Source organism: Halomonas caseinilytica (assembly GCF_001662285.1).
In the GTDB taxonomy this organism is placed as follows: domain Bacteria; phylum Pseudomonadota; class Gammaproteobacteria; order Pseudomonadales; family Halomonadaceae; genus Halomonas; species Halomonas caseinilytica.
In genome coordinates, this window is the sequence record NZ_BDEO01000017.1 from 1 (window position 1) to 15424 (window position 15424).

The window sequence follows — 15424 nt, forward strand, 5'->3', positions numbered from 1 at the left end:
CCACGGCGTGGCCGTGGAGGCGTCAGGCACTTATACCGAGACCCCCGGCCTCACTGAGGTCGGGGTTTTTTGTGTCGGGTGGCTGGACGAAGCCCTCGCGTCAAGGCAATCTTGGGTGACGTTACTTGGCGACGCTGCTTCCAGAATGTTGAAGGATCATGGAGCAGGTCGGCCAACACCCTGAATCGGTTGGCAAGTTGTGGCCAAGACGACTAGGGTGAACAGGCAATACCCCGATGGATATACGGTGATCTCAGGAGGAGCACAATGAAACAGCAAATTCTGCGCAAGCTGGCCCTGATGATGCTGCTTGGTACAGCTACGGTTGGACTGGCGGCCTGTGGTGGCGAGGATGAAGGTGCGGAGTCAGCGGGCGAAAGCACCGAGCAGGCGGCGGATGAGACCGCTCAGAGCACGGAAAATGCTGCTGGTGATGCAGAGGCCGCCATGGATGAAGCCGCTGAAGAAACCGAGCAGGCGGCCGGTGAAGCGGCAGACAGTGCCGACGAAGCCATGGATGAAGCCGGCGACACCGCACAGAGTGCGGCCGATGAGGCGGACTCCGCCATGGATTCTGCGGCAGAGAACACCGAAGAAGCCGTCGACGACGCAGGCGAAGCAATGGATTCGGCCGCCGATAGCGCGGATCAGGCCGTTGAAGATGCCGCTGACAGTGTCGGCGATGCCGCTGATGAGGCCATGGACAGCACTGGCGAGGCCATGGAAGAAGCCGGCGAAGAGACTCAGGAAGCCGCCGACGAGACACAGCAATAAGCTGTTGTCCTTCCAGGTGCAGGAAGATGAAAGGCCGGGCATTGCCCGGCCTTTCGCGTTGAGAGGCGCTGCTCGATGATGGCTCAGGCGGGATTCTGCTCGATGCCCTGAACGTACCAGGGAGCACCATCACGGCGGTCGCGTATCAGGTGCCAGGTTTCGTTGAACTCGTTGTGCTCTCCGTTCTCATCGAGAATGCCGTGGAACAGTACGCTAGCTTCCGCCTGCTGATCGGTTTCGATCACATGACCGAGCTCCGCGACGAGGCGCACGATCTCGGTGTGGTTATTGGCCGGATGTTGTTCACGCTCCTGGCGCAGCAAGTTGTAGAGCTCGGGGGTGACGTAATCCTGGATCAGGGTGAAGTCGTTGTTGTCCCAGGCTCGCTGCAGTGTCATGAAATGCTCCTTGGCACCGCTCAGGAAGCGTTCCTTGTCGAACCAGTCAGGCTCTCCCGTCAGGTTGGCGGAACTTCCCGCGGAGGAAGACGACTGGAACGCCTGAGGGCCGGGTTCCCGGGCAGCGTGAGGTGTCGTGTCGTGCGCACCTGCCGTAGCAGTACGGCGACGAGCCAGCAGGCGAAAGAGCAGGAAGGCGACGCCGGCGATCAGCAGGAGATCCATCATGCGCAGCTCATCGAAGGCCCCGCCGAAGAACAGCGAAGCCAACAGGCCACCCGCGAGTAGACCAGCGAAGGGGCCAGCAAACCGTGACAGCCCGCTGGAGGGCTTGCGCTGGGGCGCAGCGGTGGCACGCGAGGTGTTGTTCTGGGGACTGATGGTTCGGGAATAGCTGCCGACGCTCTTGCCGCCTCCCAGGCGGCGCGCATCGGCGTGGTCGACGGCGAGGCCGAAACCGAACATGCCGACGATGAGCATGACGAGGAAGTGACGCATCGAGGTATCTCCGTGGTGGCCGTGAGGCCGGTTGTCTTTCGGAGCTGACATTCTAGCGATTAAGCTGGTGGCGAGCACCGCCTATCGCTTTCATTTCGGGGGCTGCCATGCGCATGCAGCGGGATACGAGTCTGTTGTTGATCGTCGACCTGCAGGTCGGCCTGATGCCGGTGCTCGAGGCCGGCGAGCAGGCGGTCGAGGAAGCCTCGTGGATGGGCGGTGTCGCGGAGGCGCTGGGTGTACCGGTGTGGCTGACCGAGCAGTATCCCGAGGGACTGGGGGAGAGCGTGCCTTCCCTGGTCTCGTCGCTGGCACGCCCTCGGACGTGGCGCAAGACGCACTTCGATGCTCATACCGAGTCCGGGTTCGCCCGTGCCCTGGCCGACACCGGACGCCGGCAGATTGTTCTGTGTGGCGCAGAGGCGCACATCTGCGTCTTGCAGACCGGCCTGTCTCTGCTTGCGGCAGGCTACCATGTTGCCTGGCTGACAGAGGCCATGAGCAGCCGGCGCCTGGAGGAGGCGACATTAGCCCGGCGTCGCATAGAACGTGCCGGTGCCCAGGCAGTCAGCGCCGACATGGTGGCCTATGAGTGGCTGGAGCGATGCGACGATGCCCGTTTCAAGGACATCCATCGGCGTTTCCTCAAGGAACGCGCGTCGCGTCCCTTGCGTTTCGCCTAGGTGCGGTCCTGCTCGTCCCGGCAGAAGACCAGCGTATCGCCTTCCGACATGGCGGCGTTGAAGCGATAGCCGGCGACATCGAAGGCCTTGAGTTCCTCAGGGTCATCCAGGCGCTGCCGGATCATCCAGGCGGCCATCAATCCTCGGGCTTTCTTGGCGTAGAAGCTGATCATCTTGTACTGGCCATTCTTCTCGTCCTTGAAGACGGGGGTGATGACCCGGGCGTTCAAACGCTTGGCATCGATGGACTTGAAGTATTCGTTGGAGGCGAGGTTGACCAGTACCGCACTGCCGCTGTCGGCCACGGCACGGTCGAGGGCCGTGGTCAGTTCGTCGCGCCAGAAGGCATATAGATCCTTGCCGGCCGGGTTTGCCAGCTTGGTACCCATCTCCAGGCGATAGGGCTGGATCAGATCCAGAGGCCGCAGAAGGCCATACAGACCGGACAGGATGCGCAGGTGTTCCTGGGCGAAGGCGTTGTCGGCGTCGTCGAAGCGTTCGGCCTCGAGCCCGACGTAGACGTCGCCCTGAAAGGCCTGGGCGGCGGGCTTGGCGTTATCGGCGGTGAAGGGCGTGTGCCATTCCGCGAAACGTGCGGCATTGAGTCCGGCAATCTTGTCGCTGACGCCCATCAATTCGCTGATCTGCTGAGGTGACAGGTCACGCAGGATATCGATCAGTGTCTGGCTGCGGTCGAGGTAGTCCGGCTGGGTGTGCCGGGAGGTGGTGGCCGGCGTCTCGAAGTCCAGTTTCTTGGCCGGGGAAATCACGCTCAGCATGGGGCGCTCCTGTACCTGGTGAAGTCGATGTCGATTATATCAAGGCCATGGCGAAGGCGGGGCTATCGGTCCGATAGCCCCGGGCATACCGATCAGGGACAGGGGTTGGGCAGGCGCCGATGCACCTCCTCGATGGCCTCCAGCACCTCGTCGTCCAGGCGCAGCGCCTCGCTGGCCAGATTGCTTTCCAGTTGCTCCATGGTGGTGGCGCCGATGATGTTGCTGGTCAGGAAGGGGCGTGAGTTCACGAAGGCCAGGGCCATCTGAGCCGGGTCGAGACCATGAGCACGGGCGATGTCGACATAGGCACGGGTGGCCTGCTCGGCCTGCGGCGACGTATAGCGCTGGAAGCGCTCATAGAGCGTCAGGCGGGCACCCTCGGGTCGCGCGCCATCCAGGTACTTGCCGGACAACACGCCAAAGCCCAGGGGAGAGTAAGCCAGCAGGCCGACGCTCTCGCGGTGGGCGATCTCGGCCAGGCCGACCTCGAAGGTGCGGTTTAGCAAGCTGTAAGGGTTCTGCACCGAAGCGACACGAGGCAGTTCCAGGCGATCGGCCAGTTGCAGGGCCCGCATGACGCCCCAGGGAGTCTCGTTGGACAATCCCACGGCGCGCACCTTGCCAGCCTGCACGAGTTCCTGGAGCGCCGAGAGGCTCTCTTCCAGGGCGATGGCATCTTCCTCTTCATCGGGCTCGTAGCCGAGACGACCGAAGAAGTTGCTGCGCCGGTCGGGCCAGTGTAGCTGGTAGAGGTCGACGTAGTCGGTGCGTAGTCGCTGCAGGCTGTCGTCGATGGCCTGGTGAATCTGCTCACGGGTCAGGCGCGAACCGCCTCGCAGGTGGGCAATCCCGGGACCCGCTGCCTTGGTGGCGAGAATGATGTCGTCTCGGGAACCGCGAGATGCGAGCCAGCTGCCGATGTAGCTCTCGGTGCGACCCTGTGTCGCGGCGTCGGGAGGCACGGGATACATCTCGGCGGTATCGATGAAGTTGATGCCGAAGGAGACCGCTCGGTCTAGCTGTTCGTGGGCCTCGGCTTCGCTGTTCTGCTCGCCGAAGGTCATGGTGCCGAGGCATAGCCGGCTGACCTCGATGCCGGTGTTGCCCAGGGGGCGCGTCTGCATCCTTCCCTCCTCACAAAGCGCTTGAAAATCGGTTCGACAGGCATGGTAGCCGGGGGAGGCGAGAGCGTAAACGCCGGGGGGTTGAGTCGCTGCGGAGCCAAGCGTATGCTTGCCTTCCCGTTGGCCCGGCGGAGTCCGAGCGGCCAGCGAGATCTTGGGAACGACGCCGGACACAGGGTGGTGCTCGACGTCACTTTCGAATCGAACCTCAGCAAGCAGGATTGTTTGCCATGCCGCAGGCATCGTCACTGTTTACTCGGCTCGAGTACCGTCTGGCACAACAGCTCGTGCATACTCGCTGGTTGCCTCGCTCGCCGCGGACCCAGAAGCTGACCATGCATCTCTTCCAGCGATGTGCCGATGCCGGGCATACCGCTGCTCTTGCGCAGTATGGCCACATGCTGTTCCACCGTGGCGTGTCCCCTCAGGACAAGGCCCGTGGCGCTCGCTATGTGATCGAGGCCGCGCATGGTGGTGACACCTGTGCCCAGTTTCGCGCCGGACAGATCCATGAGCATGGTTGCGCCCAGTACCCGCGTCGCGAGGACCATGCCGTGACCTGGTATGCGCGTGCTGGCGAGGATGGGCATCCCCAGGCCGCCGCGCGCCTGGCTCGTGCCTATCGCACCGGCGAGCTGGGCCTGCCGGTCGATGCCGAACGCATGGCCTACTGGCAGCGTCTGGCCGACCAGTTCTCCGGGTCGCTCGAGTCACTGGACATGCCGGATGTCGGAGCGCGACACTAGGGCCATGCGTCTCATAGACGAGACTGTCACCACTGGCCGACACGCCAGCGCGGCGGCCATCATCAAGGACTCTCCACTCCGTGACGCTACCGACACTGCTGGATATCGAAGCGTCCGGTTTCGGGCGCGGCAGTTACCCCATCGAGATCGGTCTGGCCCGGACCGACGGTAGCGTCTGTGCCTTTCTCATTCAGCCCCTGGAAGAATGGATCCATTGGGATCCCAAGGCGGAACTGCTGCACGGGATCTCGCGTGACCGACTGCAGCGTGAAGGCTATCCGGTACGCCAGGTGGCTCGCTGGCTCAACGACGAACTCGGCGAGATCGGGATCGCCTACAGCGATAGCTGGGGCTACGACAACACCTGGTTGTCGCTCCTGTTCCATCACGCCGGCATGTTGCCGGCCTTCCGCCTCGAAGCGCTGCGTCGTCTGCTCAGCGAAGCCCAGCTCGAGCGCTGGAGCGCCACCAAGGAAATGATCATTCACGAGCAGGGCATCCTTCGGCACCGTGCCGGGGAGGATGCCCTGTTGCTGCAGCAGACCTATCAGCGCACGCTCTCGCTCTAGGCGTTGTCGCCACCCACCTCCAGCAGGACCTTGCCGGTATTGGCGTCGGCCTGCACATGGTCGTGGGCCGCTTCGGCCTCGTCGATGGGCCAGGTGCGGTCAATGAGCGGATGCACGTCGCCTGCAGCCAGGCGCGGCCAGACATGCTCGGCCAGGGCGGCAAGGACCCTGCCTTTTGCCTCCGGTGGGCGGGCGCGCAGTGTCGAGCCGATCAGGCGCTGACGCTTCATCAGCATGCGCCCCATGTCCAACTCCGCCTGGCGGCCCCCCATCATGCCGATGACCACCAGTCGGCCGTCCTCATTGAGCACCTGCTGGTTGTCGGCCAGGTAGCTCGCACCGACCGGGTCGAGGATCATGTCGGCGCCACCCCAGCGTTTCACGGCATCCACGAAGCTGCCTTCATGGCGGTTCCATCCGTCCTCGGCCCCCAGTTCACGGCAAGCGGCCAGCTTGGCCTCGCTGCCCACCGTGACGAAGCAGGGGTAGCCGAAAGCACGACACAACTGGATGGCGGCGGTTCCCACGCCGCTGGCGCCGGCATGGAGCAGAACCTGGTCGCCGGCGGTCAGTGCCCCCTCCATGAACAGGTTGAGCCAGGCGGTGGCGAAGACCTCGGGCAGGGCCGCCGCTTCGCGCAGGGAGAAGCCCTCTGGCAACGGCAGGACCTGATGCGCATCGACCACGACCTCCTCGGCATAGCCGCCGCCGGCCAGCAAGGCACAGACGGATTGGCCAACGCTCAGGCCGGTGACGCCATCGCCGAGCTCGGTGACCGTGCCACTGACTTCCAGGCCGAGTACGGGCGAGGCACCAGGCGGTGGTGGATAGTGGCCGGTGCGTTGCATCAGATCGGCGCGGTTGACGCCGGCCCAGGCGACCCGCAGGCGGACTTCGTGGCTCTCGGGAGCGGGAAGATCGGGGGCTTCGTCCCAGACGAGGCGTGCATCATCGTGTCGTATGGCTCGCATATGACCTCCTTCAATCGGCGTGGGAAGGTGTCAGGCGCTGTTCCAGGGCATCGAGCAGGCCGGCGGGTGTGGTAGCGTCGATCAGGTTGGCGCGGGTGGCGGGATCGAGAAAGCCGCGCTCCACGGTCCCGTCGAGAAACGTCAGCAGAGGCGTGTAAAAGCCTTGGGTGTCGAGCAGGCCGATGGGCTTGTCGTGCAGCCCCAGATATTGCCAGGTCCAGGCCTCGAAGAGTTCCTCGAGCGTCCCGATGCCGCCGGGCAGGGCGATGAAGGCATCGCTGTGAGCCGCCATGCTGGCCTTTCGCTCATGCATGTTGCGCACCCGCAGCAGCCGTGTCAGGCCTCGGTGGGCCTGCTCGCGCTCGACCAGATGGTCGGGCATCACACCGGTGACCTCGCTGCCGGCAGCCATCACTCGGTCGGCCAGCGCCCCCATCATGCCGACCCGGGCGCCCCCGTAGACCAGCGAGTGGCCTCGGGCGGCCAGCTCGTCGCCCAGCTGTCGGGCGGCGTCGAGGAAGGCCGGGTCATTGCCGGTCCGCGAGCCGAGATAAACGCAGAAAGTCGACATCCATTTCTCCTTGATCGAACCTGCCCCGGCCTGCGGGGCGCTCAGGGCAGGCAGTCGGCCACGGCGTATTCGTCGTCCAGCCAGCGACCGATGACATTGTCGCCGCACAGGTGGTGGGCATACTGGGTATGCAGGCAGCGCACCTGATCCCAGTTGGCGATGCCGCCGATGCCGCGCTCGCGCAGGACGGTGTCATAGCCGAGTCGCTGGACCTCGTCGCGCTGTGCCGCACTCATGCTGCGCCAGCGGGTCTCGACGTAATCGGCGTGGCTGCGGTGGTAAGCATGCAGGAAGGCCGGCTCCTCGCGCAGGCGAGCCTCCAGGTGTTTGATGACGCCGGCCGCCTCGAGGCGCGACAGCTCGGTCTTGAGACGCTCCGAGCATAGCCAGTAGAGGGTCGGGAAGGGCGCGCCATCGACGATGGGCGCCATGCGCAGGACCAGCGGAGTGCCTTCGCCATCGGTGGCGGCCAGTGCCTCGATGCCTCGGGGAGGGCGACCGAGCTGCTCGGCGATGATGGCCAGTTGCCGGTCGTCAGGCATCGTGTCAGGGCGGATCACCATCGTCGTTATCTCGTATGAACTTGTTCGAGCGGCCCACGGCGCGAAAGAAGGTCCGGTTGAGCTGCTCCGGTGTGGGCACGTAGCGCCAGTACCGGTCACAGTAATCGACGGCCCTTGCCATCAGCACGTCGTAGAGGCGGTTGAACGGCGCATCATAATCGTAAGGGTCTTCCCCGAACAAGCGAATGTGCGGGTAGTCGGCGAAGCGCTCCATGAAGTAGCGCTCCAGGTCGGCCTCCACGGCGTGGTGGCGGGCGACGTTTTCCGGGTCGAGCCAAAGGTCGTAGCGGATGGCCATCGGCGGCTCCCTTGGGTGTATCGGCTCGGTCGCACCGAGGGCTGGTACGGTTGAGACAACAGGATGGCCGATTCGGCTTGTTGTCTCTGTTCACTGGCGCCGTGCCAGGGAGGCGAAGCGCCCGCTCAGCAGCGTGACGAGGTCGGTCGGCGCGAGGCAGATTTCCAGGCCACGGCGCCCGCCGCTGACATGCATGGCGGGCAGCGCCTCGGCGCTGCTGTCGATGAAGGCGGGCAACCGCTTTTTCTGTCCCAGCGGACTGATGCCGCCTACCACGTAGCCGGTGGCGCGCTCGGCCTCGTCGGCGTCGGCCATCTTTGCCTTGCGGGCTCCGGCGACCCTGGCCAGGGCCTTGAGGTCGAGCTGTGCGGGTACCGGGACAATGGCCACGGCCAGCCGGCCGTCGTCGAGACGGGCCAGCAATGTCTTGAAGACTTCCTCGGGCGGCAGCCCCAAGGCATGCGCGGCCTCCTCGCCGTAGGCAGGGCTGCGCGGGTCATGCTCGTAGGTGGCCAGCGAGAAGTCCACACCAGCCTGCTCGAGCGCCTTTACCGCCGGAGTCATGCGCCTTCGGCCTCCGTGTGCTGCAGGTGTTCCGCCAGGGCCTCGCGGAGCGGGCCTTCGAGGGGCACGGCTCGCTTGGTCTCGTGATCGAAGTGGACCAGTACGGTGTGACCTACATTGGCCAGTGTACCCGATTGATGTGCCTCCTGGGTCACGGTGAAGGAGCTGTTACCGAGACGCGAGAGGTAGGTCCGAATCTCGACATCGGCGCCATAGTGCAGCTCGGCGCGATAGTCGATCTCCATGCGGGCCATGATCAGCCGCCAACGGCGCGGGTCGAGGTCCGGGGTGAACAGCCTGAAGAGGTCGTTGCGGGCCAGTTCGAACCAGGCGGGCAGCCGGGTATTGTTGACGTGGCCCAGGGCGTCGGTGTCGTAGAAGGCCGGCTCGATGGTACGTACGAACATGGAGGCTCCTCGTCGGGTGGCTCAGGGCGGTGCTTGGGGCACGACCGAAGCCTATAGCATTGTGTCGAGCAAGCGCTCGGTCAAGTCGCGGCATCTTGTCGACGGCGCCACCGAGCCTGGCACCGGGTCCAGGTCAGCAACCAGAGCGTGGCCGCAGCGAAACCGGTCAGGGTGCCCCAGGCGAGCCCCAGCGGGACATAGGTCAGCGAGACGCAGAGGGCGTAGCACAGCAACGACCCGAGGCCAGCGGGATAGTGCTTGATGACCGTGGCGACTGGTGCGGCGCCATGGGTCAGGTGCAGAATCACCAGGAAGGGATACATGGTGACCGGGAAGGCGGCCATCACGCCGGCCCAGGCCGAGGGCACCACATGGGCCAGGCCGGTGATCAGGAAGATGATGCCGGCGGCGAGGCCGGCGCGCAGCGCGAGCGCCGGCCAGGAGAAGCCGCCGCGTGGCGTCGCGGCCGTCTCCGGGACATGGCGATAAAGGCGCATGAAGACGAGGATTGCCGCCAGGGTGATCAGGGTGCCGCCGAGACGGCTGAGATCGAACCGGGTCAGCAGCAGGCCGGCGATGGCCCAGGCGACGAGGCCGCCGGCGGTGCCGGCGAGGACGCCCGAAAGACCGTTGCGCCGGCCGCAGAGCAGATAACCGCCTCCCAGGGCGAGGGTCGCCGAGAAGCCGGCCAGGGTGTGCACGGCGCTTTCGGCGGCGAAGTTCGGGGAGATCTCCAGACCGATGAAGAACAGCGCAATGGCCGTCCCCAGAGGATAGCCCGAGAGCAGGCCGGCGGCTCGGGTGCTGAGGCGTTCAGCGACGACGGAAAGCCCCAGCACGACACCGATCGAGACCAGCAGCTTGGCCACTTGCCACCCGAGTGGAACATCCATGACGTTATCCTTTTCCCTGTTGCATCAATTGTGTGGCAGTGCCGCTACCAGCAAGGAGGCCTGCATGACGGGACACGCTCTGTCGCCCCCGCCGCGCCCCGAGGGTTGCCAACTGTGCGGACGCGCCGCGCCCTTGACGCGTCATCACCTGATTCCCCGTGCCTTGCATGGCAAGGCACGTTATCGGCGCCGCTTCGATCGAGCCGAACGGCTGGCGTCGATCCTCTGGCTCTGCCACGCCTGCCATCGCCATATTCATGCGCTGCTGGGCGAGCGGGAACTCGCCGAGCACTATCGCAGCCGGGAGGCGTTGCTGGCGCATCCGGAGATCAGGGCCTTCGTCGAGTGGCTGGCCACCAAACCGGCAGGGTTTCAGCCCAAGCGGCCGACGCGCCGCCGTCGCTGAGCTGTGTCATACGAGGCGCAGCCCTTGTTGATCCACCCAGGCGGCCTTGAGGGCAGCGTCCAGGGGCGCGCGCAAGTGTTCCGGCAGACCGGCCACGGCCGCATCGTAATCGTCGACCTGGCGGTTGCGCAGCCAGCAGTAGGCCCAGGCGCACGCCTCGTCGTCATCGGCCGGTTGCGGGCGTGCCGGCATCTGGACCAGCAGGAAGACGGCGGTGCGCCCCGCCCAGAGCGGGATCTCCTCGTGTCGCTCGGCATCGCTCCAGGCTTCGAGGGTGGCGCCGCTGGGCGTGGCCTCGGGCTCGCCCAGCTTGGCGACCCGGGCGGTCTCGGCGAGAATCAGGGCCAGGCGATCGGTATCGCCCTGGCCGAGCGCCAGCCACTGGGCGATGACCGCCGGCAGGCCGCGACGAACCTTGGCATAGAAGCTGCTTTGGGGCATGGTTTCCTTCATTCTCAAGGGCGTGATTCCACGCCCGGTTCGGAGCAAGGATGGCCTCTATATGACCTCGACATTCGATTTTGCCACGCCCGTCGAGCGGCGACATCCCGCGGATGGTGACTGGCCGTCGCAGAAGTGGCATCGCTTCGGCGATGATGTGCTGCCGCTCTGGGTGGCCGACATGGACTTTCGCTCGCCGCCGGCAGTGACAGAGGCGCTGCGGGCGCGGGTCGACCATGGCGTCTATGGCTATGGCCTGGTGCCGGACAGCCTGCGCGAGGCGCTGTGCGAATGGAGCGCCGAGCACTATGGCTGGCCCATCGAGCCCGACTGGCAACTATGGCTGCCGGGTGTGGTGCCGGCCCTGCACATGGCCAGCCTGGCGCTTACCGAGCCCGGTGACGGCGTGCTTACGGTGACGCCGATCTACCCACCTTTCCTGCAGGTGGCGCGGCGTACTGGCCGCGAGCCCCAGCAGGCCGCCATGCGTCCGCCCGAGACGCCTGACGGTGACTGGCGGCTCGATCTCGAGGCCCTGGAATCGGCCATCACGCCACGCACCCGGTTGCTGCTGTGGTGCCATCCCCACAACCCGACCGGGCGCACATGGAGCATCGCCGAGCTGGAGGGGCTGGCTGCCCTGGTCGAGCGTCACGACCTGCGGGTCGTCTCCGACGAGCTGCATTGCGACCTGCTGCTCGACGATGGCGCCCGGCACCGCCCGCTGGCGGCGATGTTCCCGTCGCTTGCCGAGCGCACCCTGACTCTCTGGGCACCCTCCAAGACCTTCAACCTGGCGGGGTTGACCACGGCCTGTGCGGTGATTCCCGATGCCGGCCTGCGCCGGCGCTACGCGGATCTGGCCAAGGGGCTCCAGCCCGATGGCAATGTGCTGGGGCTGGTGGCCGCCGAGGCCGCTTATCGTCACGGCGAGCCCTGGCGCCAGGCTCTGCTCGAGACGCTGCGTTGCCATCGCCGTCGTCTGGTGGAGCGTGTCGCGACCTGGCCGGGCGTCAGGATGGCAGCACCGCAGTCGACCTACCTGGCCTGGCTGGACCTGAGAAATGCCCCGGCGCTGCGCGATGCCGACTCGCCCCAGCGGGTTCTGCTGGAACGCGCCGGCGTGGCGCTCTCGGATGGTGCCGACTTCGGCTGGCCGGGCTTTGTCCGGCTCAACTTCGGCACGACCGCCGAGCAGCTCGAGGCGGCACTGGCGCGCCTGGATGTGCTGCTGAAAGGCTGAAAGGCGAAAGAACCGGCGCGAGAGGAGACTCCCGCGCCGTCATCACCACTCAGAGCGCGGCGATCTTGTCGCGTTGCTCCACCAGCAGGCGGCGGTTGGCACTGAGGTCTTCGAGCTTGTCGCGTTCCTTCTGCACCACCGCCTCGGGAGCTTTGGCGACGAAGCTCTCGTTGCCGAGCTTCTTCTCGATGCCGCCGATCAGCTTGTCCTGCTTGTCGATCTCCTTTTCCAGGCGAGCGAGTTCGGCGTCCTTGTCGATCAGGCCGGCCATGGGCACCATCACTTCCATGTCGCCCACCAGCTGCGTGGCGGCCAGGGGCGCCTCGGCAGGATCGTCGAGCCAGTCGAGACGCTCGAGCTTGGCCAGCTTGGCGAGAAACGGCCGGTTGGCTTCCAGCCGCTCACGGTCGGTGGCATCGCCCTTGGTCAACAAGGCCTCGAGCGGCTTGCCGGGCGCGATGTTCAGCTCGGCACGGATGTTACGGATCGCCACGATCACCCCCTTGAGCCACTCGATGTTGCGGGTGGCGGCCTCGTCGACGCGGGCTTCGTCGGCTTCCGGCCAGGCATGGACCATCAGGGAGTCGCCTTCGCCGCGATGGGTACCGGCCAGGGGAGCGACCCGTTGCCAGATTTCCTCGGTGATGTAGGGCATCATCGGATGCGCCAGCCTCAGGATGGCCTCCAGCACGCGCACCAGGGTTCGGCGGGTGCCGCGCTGCGCTTGTGGCGTGGCGTCGTCGTCCCAGAGCACCGGCTTTGAGAGCTCCAGGTACCAGTCGCAATACTCGTTCCAGATGAACTCGTACAGTGCCTGGGAGGCGTGGTCGAAGCGATATTCCTCCATGGCGCGGGTCACCTGGGCCTCGGTCTGCTGCAGGCGCGAGACGATCCAGCGATCGGCCAGCGACAGTTCGACCTCGCTGCCATCGCTGCCGCAATCCTGGCCCTCGGCATTCATCAGCACATAGCGCGAGGCATTCCACAGCTTGTTGCAGAAGTTGCGGTAACCGTCCAGGCGGCCCATGTCGAACTTGATGTCACGACCGGTGGTGGCCTGGGAGAGGAAGGTGAAGCGCAGGGCGTCGGTGCCGTGGGGCTCGATACCTTCCGGGAATTCCTGGCGCGTGGCCTTGGCGATGGCCTTGGCCTTCTGCGGCTGCATCATGTTGCCGGTACGTTTCTCGACCAGGCTCTCCAGGTCGATGCCGTCGATCAGGTCGATGGGATCGAGCACGTTGCCCTTGGACTTGGACATCTTGTTGCCCTGACTATCGCGCACCAGGCCATGGACATAGACCTGCTTGAAGGGCACCTCGCCGGTGAACGCCAGGGTCAGCATGATCATCCGGGCGACCCAGAAGAAGATGATGTCGAAACCGGTGACCAGCACGCTGGTGGGGTGGAAGGTCGCCAGCGCCTCGGTCTTCTCGGGCCAGCCGAGGGTGCCGAAGGTCCACAGTCCGGAGCTGAACCAGGTATCCAGCACGTCCTCATCCTGGGTCAGGCTGACGTCGTCGGACAGGCCGTGCTTGTCGCGGGCCTCGGCCTCGTTGCGCGCCACATAGACGTTGCCGTCGGCGTCGTACCAGGCCGGGATGCGATGGCCCCACCACAACTGGCGCGAGATGCACCAGTCCTGGAGGTCGCGCATCCAGGCGAAATACATGTTCTCGTAATTTTTCGGCACGAACTCGATATCGCCGTTCTCGACCGCGGCGATGGCCGGCTTAGCGAGGTTTTCCACGGCCACGAACCACTGATCGGTGAGATAGGGCTCGATGACATCGCCGGAGCGGTCGCCGAAGGGCAGGGTGTTGTTGACCGTCTCGGTACGCTCGAGCAGGCCGGCTGCCTCCATGTCGGCGACGATGCGCTCCCGGGCCTCGAAGCGCGAGAGGCCCGCATAGGCGGCGGGCAGGCTGGTGTCGATGTCGCTCAGCGGACGGCCCTGAAGGTCGAAGGCCTCGGCACGCTCGAGGATGGTCGCGTCCCGTGAGAAGACGTTGATCAGCGGCAGCTCGCAGCGCTTGCCGACTTCATAGTCGTTGAAGTCGTGGGCAGGAGTGATCTTCACGCAGCCCGAGCCTTTCTCCATGTCGGCGTGCTCGTCGGCGACGATGGGGATGCGCCGGCCGACCAGGGGCAGGTCGACGAACTTGCCGACCAGCGAGGCGTAGCGAGGGTCTTCGGGGTTGACCGCCACGGCGCTGTCGCCGAGCAGGGTCTCGGGACGCGTGGTGGCGACGACCAGGTAGTCGAGCCCTGCTTCGGTGGTGACGCCGTCGGCCAGTGGATAGCGGAAGTGCCAGAACTGGCCCTGCTGATCGCGGTTCTCCACCTCGAGATCGGAGATGGCGGTGTGCAGGGTCGGGTCCCAGTTGACCAGTCGCTTGCCGCGATAGATCAGGCCCTTGTCAAACAGCTGCACAAAGACTTCCTGGACCGCCTTGTAGAAGCCGTCGTCCATGGTGAAGCGCTCGCGGGACCAGTCGACGCTGGCGCCCATGCGACGCAGCTGGCGAGTGATGTGCCCGCCGGACTCGTGCTTCCATTCCCAGATCTTGTCGGTGAAGGCCTCGCGTCCCAGGTCATGGCGGCTCTTGCCTTCCTCGGCGGCGACCTTGCGTTCCACCAGCATCTGGGTGGCGATGCCGGCGTGGTCAGTGCCCACCTGCCAGAGGGTGTTGCGGCCCTGCATGCGTCGCCAGCGCGTCAGGGTGTCCATGATGGTGTCCTGGAAGGCGTGGCCCATGTGCAGACTGCCGGTGACATTGGGCGGTGGGATCATGATGGAGTAGGGCTCACCCTCGCCGGAGGGGGCGAAGTGGCCATCCTCTTCCCAACGCTGGTACCAGCGGTTCTCGATCTGCTCGGGTTGGTAGGTCTTGTCCATGGGCGGTTCCGGATCCAGAAAGGGTCGCCACCGGCCTTGCAGCCGGATGGCGGGGCATCGTCGAAAAATGGGGTCGATTATAGCCTGATGAGCCCTCGGGCGTCAGCCGAGGCGGCTAGTGGCGATTTGTCTGGCTGCCTAGCTGGTGGGCCTTTACCGGGTAACCACGCTTCTTGTAGGTCTGCCAGCAGTCGCGCTTGGCGGTCAGCACCTCCTGGTGCTGATTGATGATCTCGGCGACCCGCTCGAAGCGAGAGAACCATTCCGGGATACCGGGATGCAGGTTGAGCATCGCCTGGATGGCCGGTTCGTCGAGAGCGGGCGGTTCTCCCCAGCCGATGGTGGCCGGCACGCTACCGGCCTGCTCGCTGCCCAGCAGAGCGTGGGGCAGGTAGGCGTCGGGCCGGAAGTCCCACAGGCGGTCGTCGAGGGTTCGGGCCATGGCCTCGTCTTCGGCATGCAGGTGCAGCCGATAACCCTTGTTGACGATGGTCTCGGCCAGCCGGCAGGCAAACTCGAGTCTCGCGTCGAGGGTGGTATCGGGCAGGATGTAGAAGTCGACTTGGGTCATGAATTCCCGCCCCGGCTTCGCCGGGCGTT

Annotated in this window: 19 protein-coding genes; 6 read left to right on the top strand and 13 right to left on the bottom strand. The window is 65.4% G+C overall.

What is annotated here, in order from left to right; all coding sequences use genetic code 11:
* The first annotated feature begins 267 nt into the window (after positions 1 to 267).
* On the top strand, positions 268 to 774 hold the full coding sequence (locus HSDC_RS15380) for a hypothetical protein (protein WP_064700838.1): 507 nt from the start codon (positions 268 to 270) through the stop codon (positions 772 to 774).
* A gap of 83 nt (positions 775 to 857) precedes the next feature.
* Here HSDC_RS15380 and HSDC_RS15385 read toward each other — a convergent pair whose 3' ends face one another.
* Positions 858 to 1670, bottom strand: a complete 813-nt coding sequence (locus HSDC_RS15385) for a Tim44 domain-containing protein (RefSeq protein ID WP_064700839.1) — start codon at positions 1668 to 1670, stop codon at positions 858 to 860.
* Between the two features lie 107 nt (positions 1671 to 1777).
* Here HSDC_RS15385 and HSDC_RS15390 point away from each other — a divergent pair, with 107 nt between their 5' ends.
* Positions 1778 to 2353, top strand: coding sequence for an isochorismatase family protein (locus HSDC_RS15390; RefSeq protein WP_064700840.1), 576 nt, complete (start codon positions 1778 to 1780; stop codon positions 2351 to 2353).
* Here the strand turns inward: HSDC_RS15390 and yaaA are convergent.
* Together yaaA and HSDC_RS15400 are read right to left on the bottom strand one after the other, a co-directional pair.
* Positions 2350 to 3132, bottom strand: a complete 783-nt coding sequence (gene yaaA / locus HSDC_RS15395) for a peroxide stress protein YaaA (protein ID WP_064700841.1) — start codon at positions 3130 to 3132, stop codon at positions 2350 to 2352. The two genes, HSDC_RS15390 and yaaA, sit on opposite strands and share 4 nt — an antisense overlap.
* Before the next feature lie 92 nt (positions 3133 to 3224).
* Positions 3225 to 4256 (bottom strand): NADP(H)-dependent aldo-keto reductase, encoded by a 1032-nt coding sequence (locus tag HSDC_RS15400; protein WP_064700842.1) that lies wholly within the window; start codon positions 4254 to 4256, stop codon positions 3225 to 3227.
* A 230-nt stretch (positions 4257 to 4486) separates the two neighbouring features.
* Here HSDC_RS15400 and HSDC_RS15405 point away from each other — a divergent pair, with 230 nt between their 5' ends.
* Complete coding sequence (locus HSDC_RS15405) at positions 4487 to 5002, top strand: tetratricopeptide repeat protein (RefSeq protein WP_064700843.1); 516 nt, start codon at positions 4487 to 4489, stop codon at positions 5000 to 5002.
* A gap of 80 nt (positions 5003 to 5082) precedes the next feature.
* The gene (locus tag HSDC_RS15410; protein ID WP_064700844.1) at positions 5083 to 5571 is read left to right on the top strand and encodes a hypothetical protein; all 489 of its coding nucleotides are present in this window, start codon (positions 5083 to 5085) and stop codon (positions 5569 to 5571) included.
* On the opposite strand, the gene HSDC_RS15415 is transcribed toward HSDC_RS15410, so the two are convergent.
* The 7 genes from HSDC_RS15415 to HSDC_RS15445 form a co-directional block, all read right to left on the bottom strand.
* Positions 5568 to 6542, bottom strand: coding sequence for an NAD(P)H-quinone oxidoreductase (locus tag HSDC_RS15415; RefSeq protein WP_064700845.1), 975 nt, complete (start codon positions 6540 to 6542; stop codon positions 5568 to 5570). The two genes, HSDC_RS15410 and HSDC_RS15415, sit on opposite strands and share 4 nt — an antisense overlap.
* A 10-nt stretch (positions 6543 to 6552) precedes the next feature.
* A complete protein-coding gene (locus tag HSDC_RS15420; protein WP_064700846.1) occupies positions 6553 to 7113 on the bottom strand; it encodes an LOG family protein in 561 nt (186 codons plus the stop codon).
* A 41-nt stretch (positions 7114 to 7154) separates the two neighbouring features.
* Complete coding sequence (locus HSDC_RS15425; protein ID WP_064700847.1) at positions 7155 to 7676, bottom strand: DUF501 domain-containing protein; 522 nt, start codon at positions 7674 to 7676, stop codon at positions 7155 to 7157.
* Entirely contained in the window at positions 7660 to 7974 is a 315-nt protein-coding gene (locus HSDC_RS15430) for a hypothetical protein (RefSeq protein ID WP_064700848.1), read from the bottom strand. The genes HSDC_RS15425 and HSDC_RS15430 overlap by 17 nt, the downstream gene beginning before the upstream one ends.
* Before the next feature lie 90 nt (positions 7975 to 8064).
* On the bottom strand, positions 8065 to 8538 hold the full coding sequence (gene ybaK / locus HSDC_RS15435) for a Cys-tRNA(Pro) deacylase (protein WP_064700849.1): 474 nt from the start codon (positions 8536 to 8538) through the stop codon (positions 8065 to 8067).
* Positions 8535 to 8945: an acyl-CoA thioesterase gene (locus HSDC_RS15440; RefSeq protein WP_064700850.1), complete on the bottom strand. Its 411-nt coding sequence runs from the start codon at positions 8943 to 8945 to the stop codon at positions 8535 to 8537. Before HSDC_RS15440 ends, ybaK begins: the two co-directional genes overlap by 4 nt.
* Positions 8946 to 9025: 80 nt before the next feature.
* A complete protein-coding gene (locus HSDC_RS15445; RefSeq protein ID WP_064700851.1) occupies positions 9026 to 9838 on the bottom strand; it encodes a hypothetical protein in 813 nt (270 codons plus the stop codon).
* Between the two features lie 64 nt (positions 9839 to 9902).
* Between HSDC_RS15445 and HSDC_RS15450 the strand changes: the two genes are divergently transcribed.
* On the top strand, positions 9903 to 10244 hold the full coding sequence (locus tag HSDC_RS15450) for a hypothetical protein (protein ID WP_064700852.1): 342 nt from the start codon (positions 9903 to 9905) through the stop codon (positions 10242 to 10244).
* Positions 10245 to 10250: 6 nt separating this feature from the next.
* On the opposite strand, the gene HSDC_RS15455 is transcribed toward HSDC_RS15450, so the two are convergent.
* Positions 10251 to 10685, bottom strand: a complete 435-nt coding sequence (locus tag HSDC_RS15455) for a hypothetical protein (protein WP_064700853.1) — start codon at positions 10683 to 10685, stop codon at positions 10251 to 10253.
* A gap of 61 nt (positions 10686 to 10746) precedes the next feature.
* On the opposite strand from HSDC_RS15455, the gene HSDC_RS15460 reads away from it, so the two are divergent.
* Complete coding sequence (locus HSDC_RS15460) at positions 10747 to 11928, top strand: MalY/PatB family protein (RefSeq protein WP_064700895.1); 1182 nt, start codon at positions 10747 to 10749, stop codon at positions 11926 to 11928.
* Positions 11929 to 11977: 49 nt separating this feature from the next.
* Here the strand turns inward: HSDC_RS15460 and HSDC_RS15465 are convergent, their stop codons facing one another.
* Both HSDC_RS15465 and HSDC_RS15470 read right to left on the bottom strand, forming a co-directional pair.
* Positions 11978 to 14824, bottom strand: coding sequence for a valine--tRNA ligase (locus HSDC_RS15465; RefSeq protein ID WP_064700854.1), 2847 nt, complete (start codon positions 14822 to 14824; stop codon positions 11978 to 11980).
* 115 nt (positions 14825 to 14939) lie between these two features.
* Positions 14940 to 15395 (bottom strand): DNA polymerase III subunit chi, encoded by a 456-nt coding sequence (locus HSDC_RS15470; RefSeq protein WP_064700855.1) that lies wholly within the window; start codon positions 15393 to 15395, stop codon positions 14940 to 14942.
* Positions 15396 to 15424: the final 29 nt, after the last annotated feature.

Bases quoted from the DNA above. Each gene is read 5' to 3' on its own strand.
- HSDC_RS15380 (WP_064700838.1), top strand. From the start codon at position 268: ATGAAACAGCAAATTCTGCGCAAGCTGGCCCTGATGATGCTGCTTGGT.
- HSDC_RS15385 (WP_064700839.1), bottom strand. From the start codon at position 1,670: ATGCGTCACTTCCTCGTCATGCTCATCGTCGGCATGTTCGGTTTCGGC.
- HSDC_RS15390 (WP_064700840.1), top strand. From the start codon at position 1,778: ATGCGCATGCAGCGGGATACGAGTCTGTTGTTGATCGTCGACCTGCAG.
- yaaA (WP_064700841.1), bottom strand. From the start codon at position 3,132: ATGCTGAGCGTGATTTCCCCGGCCAAGAAACTGGACTTCGAGACGCCG.
- HSDC_RS15400 (WP_064700842.1), bottom strand. From the start codon at position 4,256: ATGCAGACGCGCCCCCTGGGCAACACCGGCATCGAGGTCAGCCGGCTA.
- HSDC_RS15405 (WP_064700843.1), top strand. From the start codon at position 4,487: ATGCCGCAGGCATCGTCACTGTTTACTCGGCTCGAGTACCGTCTGGCA.
- HSDC_RS15415 (WP_064700845.1), bottom strand. From the start codon at position 6,542: ATGCGAGCCATACGACACGATGATGCACGCCTCGTCTGGGACGAAGCC.
- HSDC_RS15420 (WP_064700846.1), bottom strand. From the start codon at position 7,113: ATGTCGACTTTCTGCGTTTATCTCGGCTCGCGGACCGGCAATGACCCG.
- HSDC_RS15425 (WP_064700847.1), bottom strand. From the start codon at position 7,676: ATGGTGATCCGCCCTGACACGATGCCTGACGACCGGCAACTGGCCATC.
- HSDC_RS15430 (WP_064700848.1), bottom strand. From the start codon at position 7,974: ATGGCCATCCGCTACGACCTTTGGCTCGACCCGGAAAACGTCGCCCGC.
- ybaK (WP_064700849.1), bottom strand. From the start codon at position 8,538: ATGACTCCGGCGGTAAAGGCGCTCGAGCAGGCTGGTGTGGACTTCTCG.
- HSDC_RS15440 (WP_064700850.1), bottom strand. From the start codon at position 8,945: ATGTTCGTACGTACCATCGAGCCGGCCTTCTACGACACCGACGCCCTG.
- HSDC_RS15445 (WP_064700851.1), bottom strand. From the start codon at position 9,838: ATGGATGTTCCACTCGGGTGGCAAGTGGCCAAGCTGCTGGTCTCGATC.
- HSDC_RS15450 (WP_064700852.1), top strand. From the start codon at position 9,903: ATGACGGGACACGCTCTGTCGCCCCCGCCGCGCCCCGAGGGTTGCCAA.
- HSDC_RS15455 (WP_064700853.1), bottom strand. From the start codon at position 10,685: ATGCCCCAAAGCAGCTTCTATGCCAAGGTTCGTCGCGGCCTGCCGGCG.
- HSDC_RS15460 (WP_064700895.1), top strand. From the start codon at position 10,747: ATGACCTCGACATTCGATTTTGCCACGCCCGTCGAGCGGCGACATCCC.
- HSDC_RS15465 (WP_064700854.1), bottom strand. From the start codon at position 14,824: ATGGACAAGACCTACCAACCCGAGCAGATCGAGAACCGCTGGTACCAG.
- HSDC_RS15470 (WP_064700855.1), bottom strand. From the start codon at position 15,395: ATGACCCAAGTCGACTTCTACATCCTGCCCGATACCACCCTCGACGCG.